Below are 18,105 nucleotides of genomic sequence, written 5' to 3' on the forward strand. Positions count from 1 at the left end.
CAACGGGCGCCACTGTGGAAAACCCCAGTCCGAGTAGGATAGGCGTATCAGGCGAACCTGAATACGAATTAGTCGCTTGTTAAACTGGATAGTCGCAATTTCCTCAAGCCTCACTCAGGTAACGTCTCATTGACCGCCTACACGGCCCGCCCGGCGGCTACGTGCTGACCTTTAGCAACGGCCTGGTGGTTTATCTGTCAGGTGACACTGGCGTGACCGCCGAACAGGACTTGGTGGTGCGCCGCATGTACAAGGCCGGCCTGGTGTTGCTCAACATCGGTGGCACCTTCACCACCGGCCCGCAGGAGGCGGCGTATGTCGTCAATGAGCTAGTCAAGCCAACGGCCGTGATCGCCTCGCACGCCAACGAGTTGGTCGCCGAAGGTGGCAAGCTGCGTACCGGCACCAAGACCGAAACGTTCACCAAGGCCACCACCGTGCCCGTGCGCCTCCCGCTGAGCGGCCGCACCATGGAGTCTGCTGCCAGCGGGGCCTGTGCCGCCGGCTGATGATACGGCACCACCTCTCAAGCTAGCCGGATGCGTCAAGGCTCCCGCCGGCCTTTTTCTTGTGGGCAAGGGATGGTCCGGTTCATGGGCTCTGGGTGCAGCTCCCTAGATTTGTTGCGCTGCAACAAAAACACTTGCCAAGGCGCCAATTCTCCGTAAAATTCGGGTCATGCTGCACTGCAACATAGATCATCACCCTGATGCATGTTGACCGGGCAGCTCCTCTGTCCCCACCTCTTTACAGATTCCAAAAGGAAACCGAAATGAAAAACCCCGCTGAACAAATCGTCGCCACCAACAAAGCCAACATGGAAGCCTTTGAAGGCGCCCTGGGCCAAGCTTACGCTGGCATGGAAAAACTGGTCGAGCTCAACATGGCGGCCACCAAGGCCGCGATGGGCGAGTCCTTTGGCCACGCCAAGGCCGTGATGTCGGTCAAGACCCCCCAGGAATTCATGACGCTGCAAACCAGCTTCTTCCAGCCCATGGCTGAAAAGTCGGTGGCTTACTTCCAGCACGTGCAGAGCATTGCCACCGAAGGCAGCGCTGGCTTCACGCAGCAGGTTGAGGCCAACCTGGCCGAAGCCCAGAAGGCTTTTGGCGCATCCATGGACCAGATGGTCAAGAATGCTCCGGCTGGCTCCGAGGCCGCTGTTGCCGCTTTCCAGAACGCCGTGAACAACAGCCAGAAAGCAATCGAGTCGGCCCAGGCCACAATCAAGAAAGCCACGGAGTCGGCCCAAGCCAACTTCGCAGCCGCTGCCAAGAAGGCCGCCAAGGTCTGATCCCCCGCAACAGCCCTTGCGGCTGACGCGATCAAAAAAGGCGCCTTCGGGCGCCTTTTTTTCGACTGGCGGCCGCCCGCGTCGATCAGAACTCGATCTTGTCGGCGATGGCCTTGATGCCTGCCTTGGCGCAGGCGTCGTCGGCCTCGCCACCAGGTGCACCCGAGACGCCAATGGCGCCATAGATGGAGCCACCGCCCTCGATCACCACACCACCGCCAATGGCCAGCATGCGCGGCGTGTTGCGGATGCCGCTCATGGGCTTGCCGGCCTGGGTTTCATTGGCCAGGTCCAGCGTGGAGGTTCGAAAGCTCGCCGCTGTCCAGGCTTTGTCGGTCGCGACCTGCAAGGTGTGGGCGCCGGCAAACCGGTCGCGCAGAAAGACCTGGGTCAGGCCCGACCGGTCGACCACCGCCACCCCGACCTGAAAGCCTTGCGCGCGGCAGCTCGCCAGCGCGGCCTGGGCGGCCACCAGCGCCGTTTCGGGCGTGAGGGTCTTGATCTGGAAGGTGGGTGCCTGGGTCTGGGCCAGCACGGGCAGGGCGGCGGCCAGGGCGAGGGTGAACAAAGCTTGGCGCATGGGGGTCTCCTTGGGGTTGAAAATGGCGACCTTTTAACCGAAGGCCGTCCATATTTATGCTAGTCGCGGTATCCAATCGCACTCTGACGCAGGTCAAGTCCTGCCAACTTGCTCACGCGCGGCGCGGCTGTGGACCCAGCGAAAGCCCCCCAGGCAGGGCATTCCCCACTATGCTCAAAAACCTTGCCCCTGCGCCGTCGGCGCAGCCCTTCCCAACACTAGCTGCTGACAACCAACTCCATGGCGAGCGATCTGGACACTGTGCGCACCTTGCGCGCCCTTTTTGGCGACCTGCCGCGCGCACCGCAGGGACTCTCAAGTGAAGAGTCCGTGGCCTGGATTGAACGCGCCATGGCCGACTTCGAAGGCGGCGACCTGGCCTACAGCATCGAGCACACTGCGCGCAGTGCCATGCTCGACCTGATTCTGCGTTTGCGGGAGGACGGTTACCTGCAGGAAGACGCCGCGTTCGACAAGCTGCTGTTGCAGGTGTCCACGCCCGAAGGTCGCCAGACCTTCATGGACTGGTGCATCCACGCGCAAAAGAGTGCGGACGCCACCGCCCGGCTGCTCAACCGGGCGAAACCCGCCTGGCGAGAGCCCGCACCGCTGTTCCAGGCCGATGCAGACGATATCCGACGCTTTGTCGCCGGCTCCCCCAGCGGCCCGGGTCCGCTGTACGCGGAGTACGCAGCGCGCCAGGACGTGCGGGAGATAGGCGTGTTCGACGCAGCACCCGAAACCATCCATGAATTTCCCTGGGGCTTTCTCACCGAGTCCGACGACGGCTGGGCAGTCTATGTGGCCGAGGTCTGGCGCCAGGGTACGGTGGGCAGCTTCGAGCGGTTCCTGAGCGCCTGGCAGCTGGAGACATCCGTGCGCGCCGATGGCCCGCCGGCTGCTGCGTTTGTCCCCGAGGGCCTGAACGCGGACGCTGGCATCACCCGCTTCAGCAGCCTCATCCTGAACGCCTCCGACACCTCGGCGTTGCGGCGCTGGGTCGGTGAAGTGTTTCTGGCGCACATGCTGCCCACCATGGCCGCGCGCGTGCTGGACCCGAACTACGACTTCCCCGATGCCTGGTGAGCGGTCTGCGCGCACCGCCTCAGCCAGGGCGGCTTAGCCGCTGCTGCACGTGTAGCAAAAGACCCGCGCAGCCGTCTTCCACCAGATCCAGCACCTCGTCGAATCCGCTGGCGCCGCCCTGGTAGGGATCTGGCACCACGGGGCTGTCGTGCTGCTGGAAGAATTCGGCGAGGCGCCGCAGCTTGCGCTGGTGCGGCGCCGGGCACAGCTGTTGGGCCAGCGCGAGGTTGTCCCAGTCCATCGCGAGCACCAGGTCGAAGTCGGCAAAGTCTTGCGCGGTCAGCTGGCGTGAGCGCTGAGCCGAGAGGTCGTAGCCGCGCTGCAGCGCGTGGGCTTGGCTGCGCGAGTCGGGCGGTTTGCCGACATGAAAACCGTGGGTGCCAGCCGAATCCACCTGCACTCGCTCACTCAGTCCTGCCGCACGCACCTGCGCTTCGAACACGCCCTGCGCGGTCGGGCTGCGACAGATGTTGCCCATGCAAACAAAGAGCACGCGGTAGGGGGCGCTTGCGGACACGGAGGCCTTTCGGTGGGGTTCCAAGCAGCTCATTCTGCCCAAACGAGCAGACGGGGCGGCGCACCGGGTTTCTGCCAGGGCGGCGTGCTGCTCCCTCGGCGCATCAGCCCCACACCGCATCCAGGGCGTCCCAAGCCTGCGCAACCACTGGCTCGTCGGCGCGCGCCGCCAGGCAGACGAAGCTGAGGTCGCACTCCAGGGCCACCTGGTCGGCGATCACAAGGCCGCGAGCCTGCGCTTCTCGGATGGCGATCGAGTCGCGCACCAGGGACAGGCCTACGCCGCTGCGCACCAGGTCGAGCATGGACGCTTCCTGGTCGACCAGCGCCACCCGCCGAGGCTCGACCCCAGTGAGCGAGCCTGGTCCGAACAGCCGCCGCTGCAGGCGGTGGTGCGCGCTCGCCGCAGGGGTGGCCAGCCAGGGCAGCGCGGCCAGCGCTCTCCAGTCCTTGCCTCGCACTTGCGGACCCCAGCCCGCCGGGGCGAGCACGCGGTAGGTGAAACGGGTGAGTGGGCGCAGGCGGTGCGTGGCGCCAGGCGCGGCGTCTACCGGGTCTTGCGGCAGATCTAGGAAAAAGCCCACATCAAGGTCCCCGCTGTCGATCTGTGCCAACACGTTGCCACTCATGCCCTGGCGCAGCTCTGTGCCCACTTGTGGACTGGTCTCGACCAGTTGTTTGAGAAAAGCGCCGAGGCGGATGAACTCCGGGTCGAGGATGGTGCCGATGCGCAGCGTGCCTCGGACCGTGGTGTGCAGGCCGGCGGCGGCCTGGCCGAAGTCGGCCAGGGCACTGAGCGCCTTGTCGGCCAATGGCAGCAGGGCCGCGCCATCGGCGGTGAGCGCCATGCCCTGCGGCGTGCGGGTGAAGAGTGGCAGCCCGGTGGCCTCGGTCAGGGTCTTAAGCTGCAGGCTGACTGCGGGCTGGCTCAGGTGCAGCCGGGCGGCAGCCCGCGACACGCTGCCTTCCCGCGCGACCGACGCAAAGGCGCGCAGGGTCTGCGGATCAATGCGGGTGGGCAGGATGGAACGGGCGCCGGGCTTCATATTTGTTCAGCTTATACGACGATTTGGGTCTTTTCATTGGCTTTCTGCCGGATTTTTGCGCACACTGGTCAGATACACGGAGATTTGTCATGAGCGTTTCAAATATTCATCACTTCATCAACGGTCAGGCCGCCGCCGGCAGCGCCTCGCGTACCCAGGATGTGTTCAATCCCGCCAGCGGAGCGGTCAGTGCCCGCGTGGCGCTGGCCAATGCCGCCGATGTGGACGCGGCGGTAGCCGCTGCGCAGGCGGCGTTCCCGGCCTGGGCCGACACGCCGCCGATCCGCCGCGCGCGGGTCATGTTCAAGTTCCTTGAGCTCGTGAACCAGCACAAGGACGAACTCGCCCGCCTGATCACGCTGGAGCACGGCAAGGTGTTCACCGACGCGCAAGGCGAGGTGGCACGCGGCATCGACATCATCGAATTTGCCTGCGGCATCCCGCAGCTGCTCAAGGGCGATTTCACCGACCAGGTCTCCACTGGCATGGACAACTGGACCATCCGCCAGCCGCTGGGCGTAGTGGCCGGCATCACGCCGTTCAACTTTCCCGTCATGGTCCCGATGTGGATGTTCCCGGTGGCGATCGCCGCGGGCAACAGCTTTGTCCTCAAGCCCAGCCCGATCGACCCCTCTCCGGCGCTGCTCATGGGCGAACTGCTCAAGCAGGCCGGTCTGCCCGACGGCGTTTTCAATGTGGTGCAGGGCGACAAGGAGGCGGTGGACGCGTTGCTGGTGCACCCCGATGTGAAGGCCATCAGCTTTGTCGGCTCCACGCCGATTGCCAACTACATCTACGAGACCGGTGCCCACCACGGCAAGCGCGTGCAGGCGCTGGGCGGCGCCAAGAACCACATGGTCGTGATGCCCGACGCCGATCTGGACCAGGCGGTGGATGCGCTGATCGGCGCGGCCTATGGCTCGGCCGGCGAGCGCTGCATGGCGATCTCGGTGGCGGTGCTGGTGGGCGACGTGGGCGACAAGATCATGCCGCTGCTGAAGAAACGGGCCGAGGCGCTCAAGATCAAGAACGGTCTGGAGCTCGACGCCGAGATGGGCCCCATCGTGACCCGTGTGGCTCACGAGCGCATCACTGGCTACATTGAAGCCGGGGAGAAGGAAGGCGCGAAGCTGCTGGTCGATGGCCGGAGCTTCCAGGGCAAGGCCGCCGGTGCGGGATGTGAGGCCGGCTTCTGGCTGGGCGGCACGCTATTCGACCACGTGACGGCCGACATGAAGATCTACAAGGAAGAAATCTTTGGCCCTGTGCTGAGCTGCGTGCGCGCCAAAGACTTTGGCGAGGCGGTGCAGCTCATCAACGACCACGAGTTCGGCAACGGCACCAGCTGCTTCACCCGCGACGGCAACGTGGCGCGCGAGTTTGCGCGACGCATCCAGGTGGGCATGGTGGGCATCAACGTGCCGATTCCCGTGCCCATGGCTTGGCAGGGTTTTGGTGGCTGGAAGAAGAGCCTGTTTGGCGACATGCACGCGTATGGCGAAGAGGGTGTGCGTTTCTACACCAAGCAGAAATCGATCATGCAACGCTGGCCTGAGTCGATCGCTAAAGGGGCCGAGTTCGTCATGCCCACGGCGAAGTGAGATCCCCCTTGCGCGCCTTCGGCGCGTCCCCCCGGAGCGGGGACGCAGCGAGTGGCCCGGCAAAGCGAGTTCCACCGTTGCCCTGAACGGGGCCACTTCGATCCTCCAGCAAGGTTGATGAATGGAAGATGGGAACAGTGCTTACGACCCAGACCTTGGCGACTGGATAACCTTGATCACCGTGTTCAGCCCCACCGAGGCCTACATGCTCAGAGGCATGTTGCAGGCCGCGGGTGTGCCGGCGGCGGTGGCTGATGCGCACCTGGTGCAGGCCCATGGGCTGCTCGCGCCGGCGATTCCGGTGCGGGTGCAGGTGCCCGAGCAGCGCATCGACCAAGGCAAGCAAGTGCTGGCAGCATTCGAGCGCGGTGACTATGGGCTGAGCGAAGACGAGGTGCTTGAATGACCCCCGCCATGAACGACCTTACTTTTGACTTCATCGTGGTCGGCGCCGGCACCGCCGGCTGCCTGCTGGCCAACCGGCTCAGCGCCAACCCCAGCCACCGCGTGCTGCTGATTGAGGCCGGCCGCAAGGACGATTACCACTGGATTCACATCCCCGTGGGTTACCTGTATTGCATCGGCAACCCGCGCACCGACTGGCTGTACCAGACTGAACCCGACGCCGGACTCAATGGGCGGCGGCTGCGCTACCCGCGGGGTCTCGGGCTGGGCGGCTGCTCCAGCATCAACGGCATGATTTACATGCGCGGCCAAGCACGTGACTACGACGGCTGGGCCCAGCTCAGCGGTGACGATGCCTGGACCTGGGTCCAGTGCCTGCCCGATTTCAAAGCCCATGAAGACCACCATCGGCTGGATGCCCAGGCCGATCCCGCTTTCGCCGCGCTGCATGGCAATGGCCAGCGCGGCAGCACCGGCGAATGGCGCATCGAAAAACAGCGCTTGCGTTGGGACGTGCTCGATGCCTTTGCGCTTGCCGCCCAAGAAGCCGGCCTGCCGGCCAGCAGCGACTTCAACACCGGCGACAACGAAGGCGTGGGCTATTTCGAGGTGAACCAGAAAGCCGGCTGGCGCTGGAACGCGAGCAAGGCGTTTCTGCGCCCGATTGCGCAGCGGCCCAACCTGACGGTGTGGACACAAACCCGTGTGCAGCGGCTGACACTGGCGCGCGATGGCGCGGGTGCATTGCGCTGCACCGGAGCAGAGTTGGTGCGTGGTGGGCAAAACGTCGCCGTGTGTTGCGCGCGCGAGCTTGTGCTGAGCGCCGGCAGCGTGAATTCACCGCAGATCCTGCAGCTCTCGGGCATCGGCCCAGCGAGCCTGCTACGCAAACACGGCATCGAAGTTCAGCACGAGCTGCCGGGCGTGGGCGAAAACCTGCAAGACCATTTGCAGATCCGAACCGTGTTTAAAGTGACCGGTGCCAAAACGCTCAACACACTGGCAAACTCGCTCTGGGGCAAGGCCATGATCGGGCTGGAGTACGCCCTCAAACGCACCGGCCCCATGAGCATGGCGCCCAGCCAGCTCGGCGCATTCACTCGCAGCAGCCCGGACCAGCCGTATCCGAACATCGAATACCACGTGCAGCCGCTCAGCCTCGACGCCTTCGGCGAGCCGCTGCACAGCTTCCCAGCCTTCACCGCCAGTGTGTGCAACCTCAACCCGACCAGCCGGGGCCATGTACGGATTCAGAGCCCCCGTTTCGAAGATGCGCCCGCCATTGCGCCCTTGTACCTGAGTACACCAGAAGACCGGCAGGTGGCCGCCGACAGCCTGCGCGTGACGCGCCGCATCCTGGCCCAGCCGGCGCTGTCAAAGTACCGGCCCGAAGAATTCAAGCCTGGCGCGCAATTCCAGACCGACGAGGAGCTCGCCCGCCTGGCCGGCGACATCGCCAGCACCATTTTTCACCCGGTGGGCACCACCCGCATGGGCCGTACAGACGACCCGTTGGCCGTGGTTGACAGCCACCTGCGGGTGCGTGGCGTGGCGGGCCTGCGCGTGGTGGACGCCGGTGTCATGCCCACGATCACCAGCGGCAACACCAACAGCCCTACGCTGATGATCGCGGAGAAGGCGGCGCGCTGGATCGTGATAGGCCAGTGACCCGGCGCAAGCGCCCGGTGCCGCAGGACGCTCTCAGCGCAAGCGGCCGACGTAGCGGGCGCTGATGTCGGTCGTGTGGGATCTCATTGCGCCATCTGCGCTGCCTGCTGAGGGCGGCGTTCTGGACTCATTGCGCGGCGGTACCGCGATCGGTGGCGCCAACAGCGACTCCAGCCGATCGGCCAGGGGCAGCAGTTCGACCATGCCTTCGCTGCTCGCCTTTTCTCGTGCGAAACGCACGATGGCGCGCGCATAGTCGGCATTGCTCACCATCCACTCCGTGTCGGTCACGCGCCCGGTTTTTCGGCGCAACAGCACGTGCAGGTGCGCGGCAGCCGCAAACGCCTCGTTTTTAGACATGTTTTCTCCAGAACCCAACGATGGCCTTCGTTGAGCAGGGACCGTGCCATGCATGGGCGGCAAGGGAAAGTCCCGATGCACACAACTGGTGCGAGCCGCTAAAGTGAATGCACTCGCAACAGCGCCCTGCGCTGACGACCGCGGGAGGACCGAGGAGACAAACCCGTCCAGGCGCCACCCCAGCCGCCGCGTCCCAAGAGATGCACCACACCACAGCCGACCCCACAAGGGTCGGTTTTGTTTTGGGCGGTACCGCTCGCGGGCGACAGGCGCGCCGGTCGCGGGCCTTTTGCGCAGCGACAATCCATTGCATGGAATTGCTGCTGGTCTCCACCGCGTCGTTTTTTGCCGGCTTAGTGGATTCCATCGTTGGTGGTGGTGGCCTCATCCTGGTGCCCGCCCTGTTTGCGGTGTTTCCCAACGCGCACCCGGCCACGTTGTTCGGTGTCAACAAGAGCGCGTCGATCTGGGGCACGGCAGCGGCCACGGTGCAATACGCCCGCCGAGTGCAGATGCCCTGGCGCGCCCTGTGGCCTGCGGCCATCGTGTGTTTTGCCGGCTCCATGCTCGGCGCCTGGACGGTGACGCAGATCTCGCCCGATTTCCTGCGCCGGCTGCTGCCACTCATCCTGCTGGGTGTGCTTATTTACACGGTGGCACGCAAGGAGCTGGGCCGCCACCACGCGCCGCGCTTCGCAGGCCGCCAGGAAGCGATGGCAGCGGCCACCCTGGGCGTCACGATCGGGTTTTACGATGGCTTTTTCGGCCCAGGTACCGGGAGCTTTTTTGTCTTTCTGTTTGTGCGCTGGCTGGGTTACGACTTCCTGCACGCCAGCGCCAGCGCCAAGCTGCTCAACACCACCTCCAACCTCGCGGCCCTGTTGCTCTTCGCCGCCAAGGGCCACGTTTGGTGGCACCTGGCGCTGGCCATGGCGGTGGCCAACGTGGTGGGCAGCCTGATCGGCACGCGGCTGGCGCTCAAGTACGGCAGCGGCTTTGTGCGCGGGGCCTTCATCTTGGTGGTGGGCGCGCTGATTTTTAAGACGGGCTATGACGCTTGGATTTGACCTCCGCGCCGGCTGCGCCGTCACCTCCCCAAGAGGGCGATGCGACTGGTCTGGCAAAGCCGGTCCCACCGCATCCTGAGTCAATATCCTGAGCGCCGGAGGGAAGGTTTTCCAACGGCACCTCGGAACCTGCCTAGGGTGCTGCGCGCAGCGCGGCGGGGATCGCCGTTTCTTCCGGTGGCCACGGCATCTCGCTGGCTTTGAGCGGTGTCCCGATAGGCGCTGCCGCTTCGCCTTTTTGCACCGCGGCCAGGTCTTGTGCGTTGGGGTACTGGTCCATCAGCAGGTAGTCGAACACGCGGCGGGCGATGGGCGCGGCGTGGGCGGAGCCGAAGCCGGCATTTTCCACCACCACCGCCAGCGCCACCCGCGGCTGGTCCAGCGGCGCGAAGGCCACGTACAGCGAATGGTCGCGCTGGTGCTCTTCGAGCTTACGGGCGTCGTATTTGTCTTTCTGGCCGATGGTCACCGCCTGGGCGGTGCCGGTTTTGCCGCCGCTGAGGTAGCCTGCTCCCGCAAAAACGCGCGCTGAGGTGCCCTCGGTGGTGACGCCGTGCATCGCTTGCAAAATGGTTTTGACATTCTCCGGCTTGTAGCCCAGGCTCACCGGGGTTTGGTCGATCTGCAGCGTGCGCTCGCGAGTCACCACGTTTTCGGTCGCTAGGGTGAGGTGGGGCGTGTATTTGTTGCCACCGTTGGCCAGCGTGGCCATGGCGTGGGCCACCTGCAGCATGGTGAAGGTGTTGTAGCCCTGACCAATGCCTAGCGAAATGGTTTCACCGGCATACCACTTCTGCTGCTCGGGGCGTTTGTAGGTGTTGCGTTTCCATTCCTGATTGGGCAGCACGCCGCGCAGCTCCCCCCGCAGGTCGATGCCGGTGATTTGCCCGAAGCCCAGCGGCGCCATGAAGTCGTGCATGGCGTCTACCCCCATCTCGTTGGCCAGCGAGTAGTAGTAGACGTTGCTCGACTTGATGATGCTGCGCGCCATGTCCACCGACCCCAGACCGCCATCGCCATGGCTGCGGAATCGGTGGTTGCCGAACATCCAGAAGCCCGGGTCGTTGATCACGGTGTTGGCAGTGCGTGTACCGGTCTCCAGCGCGGCCAGCGCCATGAAAGGCTTGTAGGTCGAGCCTGGCGGATAAGTGCCGCGCAGCGCGCGGTTGAGCAGCGGTTTGTCTAGCGATTCGTTGAGCGCTTTCCAGTTCTCCACGTCGATGCCTTCCACGAACAGGTTCGGGTCGAAGGTGGGCTTGCTCACAAAGGCCAGCACCTCGCCACTGCGTGGATCGATCGCCACCAGAGCCCCTCGGCGCTGGCCAAACATGTCCTCGATGAGTTTCTGCAGCTGGATGTCGATCGCCAGCACCACCGTGTTGCCGGGCGTGGCCGGCGTGTTGGCCAGCGAGCGCACAGCACGGCCACCGGCCGAGGTTTCGACCTGCTCGAAGCCCGTGATGCCGTGCAGTTCGCGCTCATAGTGCTGCTCCGCGCCGAGCTTGCCGATGTAGTCGGTACCGCGGTAATTGGCCTGTTCTTCTTCGGGCCAGTCTTCGATGGCTTCCTTCTCGCGCTGGTTGATGCGGCCGATGTAGCCCACCACGTGGCTGGCAATGTCACCATTGGGGTAGTGGCGGATCAGGCGCGCACGCACGTCGACTCCGGTGAAGCGGTAGCGCTGTGCCGCAAACCGCGCCACCTCGTCGTCGGTTAGCCGGGTGCGGATGGGCAGCGAGTCGAAACTGCGCGATTCGTCGAGCAGCTTGCGAAAGCGCCGCTTGTCGCGCGGGTGGATGTCCACCACCTGGGCCAGTTCGTCAATGGTGGCATCCAGGTCCTCCACCTTGGACGGCGTGATCTCCAGCGTGTAGGCGGAGAAGTTGGTGGCGAGCACCCGACCATTTCGATCCAGGATCTGACCTCGGTTGGGCACCACCGGCAACACCGCCGTGCGGTTGCTCTCCGCTTGGGCCAGCAGATCTTCGTGGCGCACCACCTGCAGGTACATCATGCGCGCGGCCACCAGCCCAAACGCAAAGAACACCAGCAGCCCCGCCACCAGCACCCGGGTGCGGAAATGGCTCAGCTCGGCTTCGACGTTGCGGATCTCGGTCATGATATAGCCTCCGCCATGCCGGCTGCGCCGTCACCCCCCAGGGGGCGACGGCGCAGCCGGCGCGGGGGGGAGCGTCTAGAGTGGTCGGTTGTCATCCGGATTGGGTGCACGGCGTTGCGGGGCGAGCAGCAGTACGCTGACCACCGGCCACAGCATGGCCTCAATCACCGGCGCGAGCAAGTAAGACCATCCCGGCAGTGTGCCGCCAGCGATCATGCGCACCGCTAGCTGCAGCAGGTGCATGGCCAGCAGCAGCGGGAAAACCTGCACCGCTTGAGTCGGCACTGGAAACCAGAGCAGGCGTCGGTGCATGGAGATCGCAAAAAAGCCCAGCATGGTGTACGCCATCGCGTGCTGGCCAAGCAGGGCGCCCTGGTGGAGGTCCATCATGAGACCAAAGAAAAACGCCACGCCCACGCCGATGCGCAGCGGCTGGTGCACGCCCCAGAACACCAGCACCAACGCCAGTAGATCGGGCACCCAGGCCGAGCGGCCCCACAGGCCCATGTTCATGGTCATGTTGAGGACCAGTGCCGCCATCAGGGTGAACCAGATGAAGACCGGGTTGGCAGGCAGCAGCAGCTGCTGACCAGGGCGCATGATCATGGTGCGCTTCTCGGGCTGGCCGCTGTCTCGGTGCCTGCGCGCGCGCTACGTGTCGGGCTTGCGGGAAGCGGTGAGGGCGGCAGCATCGGCCCCACGGGCGCCAGCACCAGCACGTGCAGCGCGCCCTGCATGCGAGCCAAGGGCTCGCAGCCGATGCGGTTGAACGACGATTCAGCGCGGCGCTCGATTTCGCGCACCTGGGCCACCGGCAAACCCGGCGGGTACACGCCATCCACGCCGCTGGTGGTCAGCAGGTCGCCCTGGTTGATGTCGGCGTTGGCCAGGGTGTAGCGCAGCTCCAGGCCGTCTCCACTTGCCGAGGGTTGGCCATAGGCCACGCCGCGCACGCCGGTGCGCGCATTGAGCACCGGAATTGCCTGATCGCGGTCGATCAGCAGCGTGATCTCGGACACCAGCGGGTAGACCCGCGTCACCTGGCCCAGCACGCCGCTCTCGTCGATCACCGGCGAGCCGGGCACGATGCCGTGTGTCTGGCCGCGGTCGATCACCACTTTGCGCGAATACGGGTCGGCCGAGTCATAAAGCACCTGGGCACCGGTGGCGGGCGTGGTGATGCGCTCTCGCATGGCTAGCAGCTCGCGCAAGCGCCGGTTCTCCAAGTCGAGCTGTTCCACCTGCAGGCTGCGTCCGGCCTGCACCGCCAGGCGCCGCAAGGCTTCGGCCTCGCTGGTCTGGGCGGTGCGCAGCGACTGGAAGTAGTTGCCGACCTCGCCGGCGGCGTTCACTGGCTGCAGGATCAGCCACTGCGCCGGATACAGCACGGTCGCGATGGCTGCGCGAATCGGCACGGTGACTTTGAATCGCACATCGGCCACCATCAGGAACAGCGCCAGGGCGCTGAACACCACCAGCTTCGACAGGGCCGACGGACCCTGCTTGAAGAAGGGCGGGGGTGTCCGGTCGAGGGTGCCCAGTGGCATGTCGGGGTGGGCGTGTGCGCTGTTCGGGAGCGGGCCTGTGAGGGCCCGCGGCGCTTATTCGCTGGTGAAGATGGTGCCCAGGCGCTCCATGCGCTCCAGGGCCATGCCGCAGCCGCGCACCACGCAGGTCAGCGGCTCTTCCGCCACCAGTACCGGCAGGCCGGTCTCTTCGGCCAGCAGACGGTCCAGATCGCGCAACAGGGCGCCGCCCCCGGTGAGCATCATGCCGCGCTCGGCAATGTCGGCGCCCAGCTCGGGCGGCGTGTGCTCCAGCGCCATCTTGACCGCCGAGACGATGTTGTTGAGCGGGTCGGTCAGCGCTTCCAGGATCTCGTTGCTGGAAATTGTGAAGCTGCGCGGCACGCCTTCGGAGAGGTTGCGGCCCTTGACTTCCATTTCCTTGACTTCACTGCCCGGGAAGGCGGAGCCGATGTGCTTCTTGATGGATTCGGCAGTGGGTTCCCCGATCAGCATGCCGTAGTTGCGGCGGATGTAGGCAATGATGGCGTCGTCAAAGCGGTCACCGCCCACGCGCACGCTGCCCTTGTAGACCATGCCACCGAGCGAAATCACGCCCACCTCGGTGGTGCCGCCGCCAATGTCGACTACCATCGATCCCGACGCGTCGGAAACCGGCAGGCCGGCACCAATGGCCGCGGCCATCGGTTCTTCGATCAGGTAGACCTCGGAAGCGCCAGCGCCCAGTGCCGATTCGCGGATTGCCCGGCGCTCGACCTGGGTCGAGCCGCAGGGCACGCAGATGATGATGCGCGGGCTCGGCTTAAACATCGAGCGCGGGTGCACCATCTTGATGAACTGCTTGAGCATCTGCTCGGTGACGGTGAAGTCGGCGATCACGCCGTCCTTCATCGGGCGGATCGCCTCGATGTTGCCCGGCACCTTGCCCAGCATGGCCTTGGCTTCATGGCCCACGGCCTGGATGGTCTTCTTACCCTGCGGGCCGCCTTCGTGGCGGATCGACACCACCGAAGGCTCGTCAAGCACGATGCCCTTGCCGCGCACGTAGATCAGGGTGTTGGCCGTGCCAAGGTCGATGGCCAGGTCGGTCGAGAATTGCCGACGGAACGCTTCAAACATGTGCAAAAGTCCTGTGGGGCACGCGCGCAGCTGTTTGCGCCCATCGCCCGAGTGTGGGCCGGCAAGCAGGCCGGCAGTCGGTTCTAAGTGTTTGATTCCATGGCAAAAAGCGCATGACGCCAGCATTTACCACCAAACCTTGGATAATAACGTATCCCCTGTGCACAACTGCTGCGTTCCGAGGGGGTCAGCCGCCAAGTTACAACCCGTTTCAGGGGTGTTTTCCACACCCCAGGCCGGCGTCTTTTGTCCTTTTTCAACCCCGTCATGTCCCTGACCCTTACCGATATCGGGCGCATCGCCAAGCTGGCGCGCCTGGAACTCGACGGCCCGCACAGCGAACGCATGCTGGGCCAGCTAAACGGCTTTTTCGACATTGTTGAGCAGATGAATGCGGTCGATACCACCGGCGTCGAGCCCCTGGCCCACCCCACGGCCGTGATCGACCACGTGAGCCTGCGGCTGCGTCCCGATGTGGCCAGCGAACCGAACAACCGCGAAGCGAACCAGAAGAGCGCGCCTGCGGTCGAGCGCGGCCTGTTCCTCGTGCCCCGGGTGATCGAATGAGCGACATTCACCAACTCGGCGTGGCCGACCTGGCCGCAGCGATTGCCGCCAAGCAGACTTCCGCCGTGGAAGCCGCGCACCACCTGCTGACCCGCGCTCAGCAGCACGCCAGCCTTGGCGCCTACCTGGCTTTCAACGAAGAAGCCACCCTAGCCCAGGCGCGAGCAGCCGATGCGCGGATCGCGGCCGGAGAGCGAGGCCCTCTGCTGGGCGTGCCGCTGGCGCATAAAGACATTTTTGTCACCACCGATTTCCCCACCACCGCTGGCTCCAGGATGCTGCTGGGCTACCAGAGCCCGTTCAACGCCACCGTGGTGCAGCGGCTGGCTGACGCTGGTGCCGTCACCCTGGGCAAGCTCAATTGCGACGAATTCGCCATGGGCTCGGGCAACGACAACTCCGCCTACGCGCCGGCCCACAACCCCTGGGATAAACAGCGCGTGCCCGGCGGCTCGTCGGGCGGCAGCGCCGCAGCGGTGGCCGCGCGCCTAGTGCCCGCGGCCACGGGCACTGACACCGGCGGCTCGATCCGCCAGCCAGCGAGCTTCACTGGCATCACCGGTATCAAGCCCACCTACGGGCGCTGCTCACGCTACGGCATGGTGGCCTTTGCCTCCAGCCTCGACCAAGCTGGACCGATGGCCCGCAGTGCCGCCGACTGCGCGCTGCTCTTGAGCGCCATGGCAGGGCCCGACATCGACCGCGACTCCACCAGCCTCGACCACTCGGCCGAGGACTATTCGCTTGCGCTGAGCCAGCCGCGCGAAGGCGCCAGCGCGACACAGCCGCTCAAAGGCTTGCGCATCGGTTTGCCCGCCGAGTTTTTTGGTGCGGGTTGTGCACCCGACGTGCTCGCCGCCGTGCGCGCGGCGCTGGCCGAGTATGAAAAGCTCGGCGCCACGCTGGTCGACATCTCGCTGCCGCGCACCGAGCTGTCCATTCCGGTTTATTACATCATTGCGCCGGCCGAAGCTTCGAGCAACCTCAGCCGTTTCGATGGCGTGAAGTTTGGTCACCGCGCTGCTCAGTACGACGATCTGGCCGACATGTACCAGAAGACGCGCAGCGAGGGCTTTGGCCCCGAGGTGCAGCGCCGAATCATGATCGGCACTTATGTGCTCTCACACGGCTACTACGACGCCTACTACCTCAAGGCGCAGCAGATTCGCCGCCTGATCGCGCAGGACTTCCAGCAGGCTTTCACGCAATGCGATGTGATCGCCGGCCCGGTGGCGCCCACCGTGGCGTGGAAGATTGGTGAAAAGAGCGAAGACCCGCTGGCCAATTACCTGGCCGACGTCTATACGCTGTCGACTTCACTTGCCGGCCTGCCCGGCATGAGCGTGCCGGCCGGATTCGGCGCGGGCCGCATGCCGGTGGGCCTGCAGCTCGTGGGCAATTACTTCAAGGAAGGCGAATTGCTGCGGACCGCGCATGCTTTCCAGCAGGCCACCGACTGGCATCTGAAGAGGCCGGAGGGCTTCTGAAAGGGATGCACCACCCCCGCTTTGCCTTCGGCGTCACCCCCTCAAGGGGACGTCACCAGCGGCCTGGCAAAGCCAGTTCCGCGGTGACGCTTGACGATGACACACCACGCACAAACCTTGCGGATTGAAAGAGGTTTTCTGAGATGAACCAACAAGTCAAAAAAGAAGCATCGTTGCTCGTGCACGGTTACGAAGTGGTGATCGGGTTCGAGACCCATGCCCAGCTCGCCACGAAGTCCAAGATCTTCAGCCGCGCGCCGATCGCCTTTGGTGCAGAGCCCAACACCCAGGCCTGCGCGGTGGACCTGGCCCTGCCGGGCACGTTGCCGGTGATGAACCGCGAAGCGGTGGCGCACGCCATCCGCCTCGGCCTGGCGCTCGGCTCGCACATCGCCGAGCAAAGCGTGTTCGCGCGCAAGAACTATTTCTACCCCGACCTGCCCAAGGGCTATCAGATCAGCCAGTTCGAGATCCCAGTGGTGCAGGGTGGCGAGGTGTCGTTCCTGCTGGGTGACGAGAAGAAAACGGTGCGCCTGGTGCGCGCCCACCTTGAGGAAGACGCAGGCAAATCGCTGCACGAAGAATTCCACGGCATGAGCGGCATCGACCTCAACCGTGCCGGCACGCCGCTGCTGGAGATCGTGACCGAGCCCGACATGCGCTCGACCGCCGAGGCCGTGGCCTACGCCAAGGAGCTGCACAAGATCGTGACCTGGATCGGCATCTGCGACGGCAACATGCAAGAAGGCAGCTTCCGCTGCGACGCCAACGTCTCGGTGCGCAAGCCCGGCGCGCCGCTCGGCACCCGCCGCGAGATCAAGAACCTGAACTCCTTCAAGTTCATGCAGCAGGCGATCGACTACGAGATCCGCTGGCAGATCGAACAGATCGAAGATGGCCACGCCATCCAGCAGGCCACAGTGCTGTTCAACCCCGACTCCGGTGAAACCCGTGCCATGCGCAGTAAGGAAGACGCGGCCGACTACCGCTACTTCCCCGACCCCGATCTGCCGCCGCTGGTGGTGTCGCGCGAATGGGTGGAGCAGGTTCGCGCCGACATGCCCGAGCTGCCACGCCAGATGGCCCAGCGCCTGGTGAGCGACTACGGCTTGCCCGAGTACGACGCCGCCACGCTGACGCAAAGCCCGGCGATGGCGGCTTACTTTGAGACCGCCGCGAAAACGAGTGGCCAGGCCAAGCTGGTCAGCAACTGGATCATGGGTGAAGTCTCGCGGCGGCTGAATGCCGAAGAAAAAGACATCGCCGATTCACCCGTGAGCGCGTCACAGCTGGCGACGCTGATTGCACGCATTGCGGATGGCACGGTGTCTAACAATGCGGCCAAGCAAGTGATGGATGTGCTGTGGAGCGATGAAAGTTCGCAGGTCGATTCGATCATTGAAGCCAAAGGCCTCAAGCAGATGAACGACAGCTGCGCGCTCGAAGCCATCGTCGACGAGGTCATGACCGCCAACTCCCCCATGGTCGAGCAGTTCCGCGCCGGCAAGGACAAGGCCTTCAACGCCTTGGTGGGCTTGGTGATGAAAGCCAGCAAAGGCAAGGCCAACCCGCAGCAGGTCAACGACGTGCTGAAGCAGAAGCTGCAGTGAACACGCGCGGCACTGAGGCGCCGCAGGGCAAACTCAGCGCGAGGTGATGGCCGA

At 64.8% G+C, this 18,105-nt stretch carries 18 protein-coding genes; 10 read left to right on the forward strand and 8 right to left on the reverse strand.

Features of this window, described 5'->3' with window-relative positions:
* Nucleotides 1–161: 161 nt before the first annotated feature.
* Both GPT34_RS08100 and GPT34_RS08105 read left to right on the forward strand, forming a co-directional pair.
* Nucleotides 162–509: a hypothetical protein gene (locus GPT34_RS08100; RefSeq protein ID WP_291010875.1), complete on the forward strand. Its 348-nt coding sequence runs from the start codon at nucleotides 162–164 to the stop codon at nucleotides 507–509.
* Between the two features lie 263 nt (nucleotides 510–772).
* Nucleotides 773–1,294, forward strand: coding sequence for a phasin family protein (locus GPT34_RS08105; RefSeq protein ID WP_291010877.1), 522 nt, complete (start codon nucleotides 773–775; stop codon nucleotides 1,292–1,294).
* A gap of 85 nt (nucleotides 1,295–1,379) precedes the next feature.
* Here GPT34_RS08105 and GPT34_RS08110 read toward each other — a convergent pair whose 3' ends face one another.
* Nucleotides 1,380–1,874, reverse strand: coding sequence for a heme-binding protein (locus GPT34_RS08110; protein ID WP_291010879.1), 495 nt, complete (start codon nucleotides 1,872–1,874; stop codon nucleotides 1,380–1,382).
* A gap of 240 nt (nucleotides 1,875–2,114) precedes the next feature.
* Here GPT34_RS08110 and GPT34_RS08115 point away from each other — a divergent pair, with 240 nt between their 5' ends.
* Nucleotides 2,115–2,960, forward strand: coding sequence for a hypothetical protein (locus GPT34_RS08115; RefSeq protein ID WP_291010881.1), 846 nt, complete (start codon nucleotides 2,115–2,117; stop codon nucleotides 2,958–2,960).
* Between the two features lie 19 nt (nucleotides 2,961–2,979).
* Here GPT34_RS08115 and GPT34_RS08120 read toward each other — a convergent pair whose 3' ends face one another.
* Both GPT34_RS08120 and GPT34_RS08125 read right to left on the reverse strand, forming a co-directional pair.
* Complete coding sequence (locus GPT34_RS08120) at nucleotides 2,980–3,510, reverse strand: low molecular weight protein-tyrosine-phosphatase (RefSeq protein ID WP_291010883.1); 531 nt, start codon at nucleotides 3,508–3,510, stop codon at nucleotides 2,980–2,982.
* 70 nt (nucleotides 3,511–3,580) lie between these two features.
* On the reverse strand, nucleotides 3,581–4,522 hold the full coding sequence (locus GPT34_RS08125) for a LysR family transcriptional regulator (protein ID WP_291010885.1): 942 nt from the start codon (nucleotides 4,520–4,522) through the stop codon (nucleotides 3,581–3,583).
* 89 nt (nucleotides 4,523–4,611) lie between these two features.
* Between GPT34_RS08125 and GPT34_RS08130 the strand changes: the two genes are divergently transcribed.
* The 3 genes from GPT34_RS08130 to GPT34_RS08140 all read left to right on the forward strand — a co-directional run bounded on the left by GPT34_RS08130 (nucleotide 4,612) and on the right by GPT34_RS08140 (nucleotide 8,196).
* Nucleotides 4,612–6,123, forward strand: a complete 1,512-nt coding sequence (locus GPT34_RS08130) for a CoA-acylating methylmalonate-semialdehyde dehydrogenase (protein WP_291010887.1) — start codon at nucleotides 4,612–4,614, stop codon at nucleotides 6,121–6,123.
* Nucleotides 6,124–6,244: 121 nt separating this feature from the next.
* Nucleotides 6,245–6,529, forward strand: a complete 285-nt coding sequence (locus GPT34_RS08135; protein ID WP_291010889.1) for a DUF2007 domain-containing protein — start codon at nucleotides 6,245–6,247, stop codon at nucleotides 6,527–6,529.
* Between the two features lie 8 nt (nucleotides 6,530–6,537).
* Nucleotides 6,538–8,196, forward strand: a complete 1,659-nt coding sequence (locus GPT34_RS08140) for a GMC family oxidoreductase N-terminal domain-containing protein (RefSeq protein WP_291010892.1) — start codon at nucleotides 6,538–6,540, stop codon at nucleotides 8,194–8,196.
* 33 nt (nucleotides 8,197–8,229) lie between these two features.
* Here the strand turns inward: GPT34_RS08140 and GPT34_RS08145 are convergent, their stop codons facing one another.
* Nucleotides 8,230–8,556 carry a hypothetical protein gene (locus tag GPT34_RS08145; RefSeq protein ID WP_291010894.1) on the reverse strand — a complete coding sequence of 109 codons (327 nt, stop codon included), beginning with the start codon at nucleotides 8,554–8,556 and terminating at the stop codon, nucleotides 8,230–8,232.
* Between the two features lie 311 nt (nucleotides 8,557–8,867).
* Here GPT34_RS08145 and GPT34_RS08150 point away from each other — a divergent pair, with 311 nt between their 5' ends.
* Entirely contained in the window at nucleotides 8,868–9,623 is a 756-nt protein-coding gene (locus GPT34_RS08150) for a TSUP family transporter (protein WP_291010896.1), read from the forward strand.
* 133 nt (nucleotides 9,624–9,756) lie between these two features.
* Here GPT34_RS08150 and mrdA read toward each other — a convergent pair whose 3' ends face one another.
* The 4 genes from mrdA to GPT34_RS08170 all read right to left on the reverse strand — a co-directional run bounded on the left by mrdA (nucleotide 9,757) and on the right by GPT34_RS08170 (nucleotide 14,387).
* A complete protein-coding gene (gene mrdA, locus GPT34_RS08155; RefSeq protein WP_291010898.1) occupies nucleotides 9,757–11,742 on the reverse strand; it encodes a penicillin-binding protein 2 in 1,986 nt (661 codons plus the stop codon).
* A gap of 75 nt (nucleotides 11,743–11,817) precedes the next feature.
* Nucleotides 11,818–12,348 carry a rod shape-determining protein MreD gene (gene mreD / locus GPT34_RS08160; RefSeq protein ID WP_291010901.1) on the reverse strand — a complete coding sequence of 177 codons (531 nt, stop codon included), beginning with the start codon at nucleotides 12,346–12,348 and terminating at the stop codon, nucleotides 11,818–11,820.
* Nucleotides 12,345–13,289 (reverse strand): rod shape-determining protein MreC, encoded by a 945-nt coding sequence (gene mreC / locus GPT34_RS08165; RefSeq protein WP_291010903.1) that lies wholly within the window; start codon nucleotides 13,287–13,289, stop codon nucleotides 12,345–12,347. Before mreC ends, mreD begins: the two co-directional genes overlap by 4 nt.
* A 54-nt stretch (nucleotides 13,290–13,343) precedes the next feature.
* The gene (locus GPT34_RS08170) at nucleotides 13,344–14,387 is read right to left on the reverse strand and encodes a rod shape-determining protein (RefSeq protein WP_291010905.1); all 1,044 of its coding nucleotides are present in this window, start codon (nucleotides 14,385–14,387) and stop codon (nucleotides 13,344–13,346) included.
* A 267-nt stretch (nucleotides 14,388–14,654) separates the two neighbouring features.
* On the opposite strand from GPT34_RS08170, the gene gatC reads away from it, so the two are divergent.
* The 3 genes from gatC (at nucleotide 14,655) to gatB (ending at nucleotide 18,051) form a co-directional block, all read left to right on the forward strand.
* Entirely contained in the window at nucleotides 14,655–14,954 is a 300-nt protein-coding gene (gatC, locus tag GPT34_RS08175; RefSeq protein WP_291010907.1) for an Asp-tRNA(Asn)/Glu-tRNA(Gln) amidotransferase subunit GatC, read from the forward strand.
* Entirely contained in the window at nucleotides 14,951–16,441 is a 1,491-nt protein-coding gene (gene gatA, locus GPT34_RS08180; protein WP_291010909.1) for an Asp-tRNA(Asn)/Glu-tRNA(Gln) amidotransferase subunit GatA, read from the forward strand. Before gatC ends, gatA begins: the two co-directional genes overlap by 4 nt.
* A gap of 143 nt (nucleotides 16,442–16,584) precedes the next feature.
* Nucleotides 16,585–18,051, forward strand: coding sequence for an Asp-tRNA(Asn)/Glu-tRNA(Gln) amidotransferase subunit GatB (gatB, locus tag GPT34_RS08185; protein ID WP_291010911.1), 1,467 nt, complete (start codon nucleotides 16,585–16,587; stop codon nucleotides 18,049–18,051).
* Nucleotides 18,052–18,105 lie beyond the last annotated feature (54 nt).

This window comes from Hydrogenophaga sp. (assembly GCF_011390835.1).
Classification (GTDB): Bacteria; Pseudomonadota; Gammaproteobacteria; order Burkholderiales; family Burkholderiaceae_C; genus Hydrogenophaga.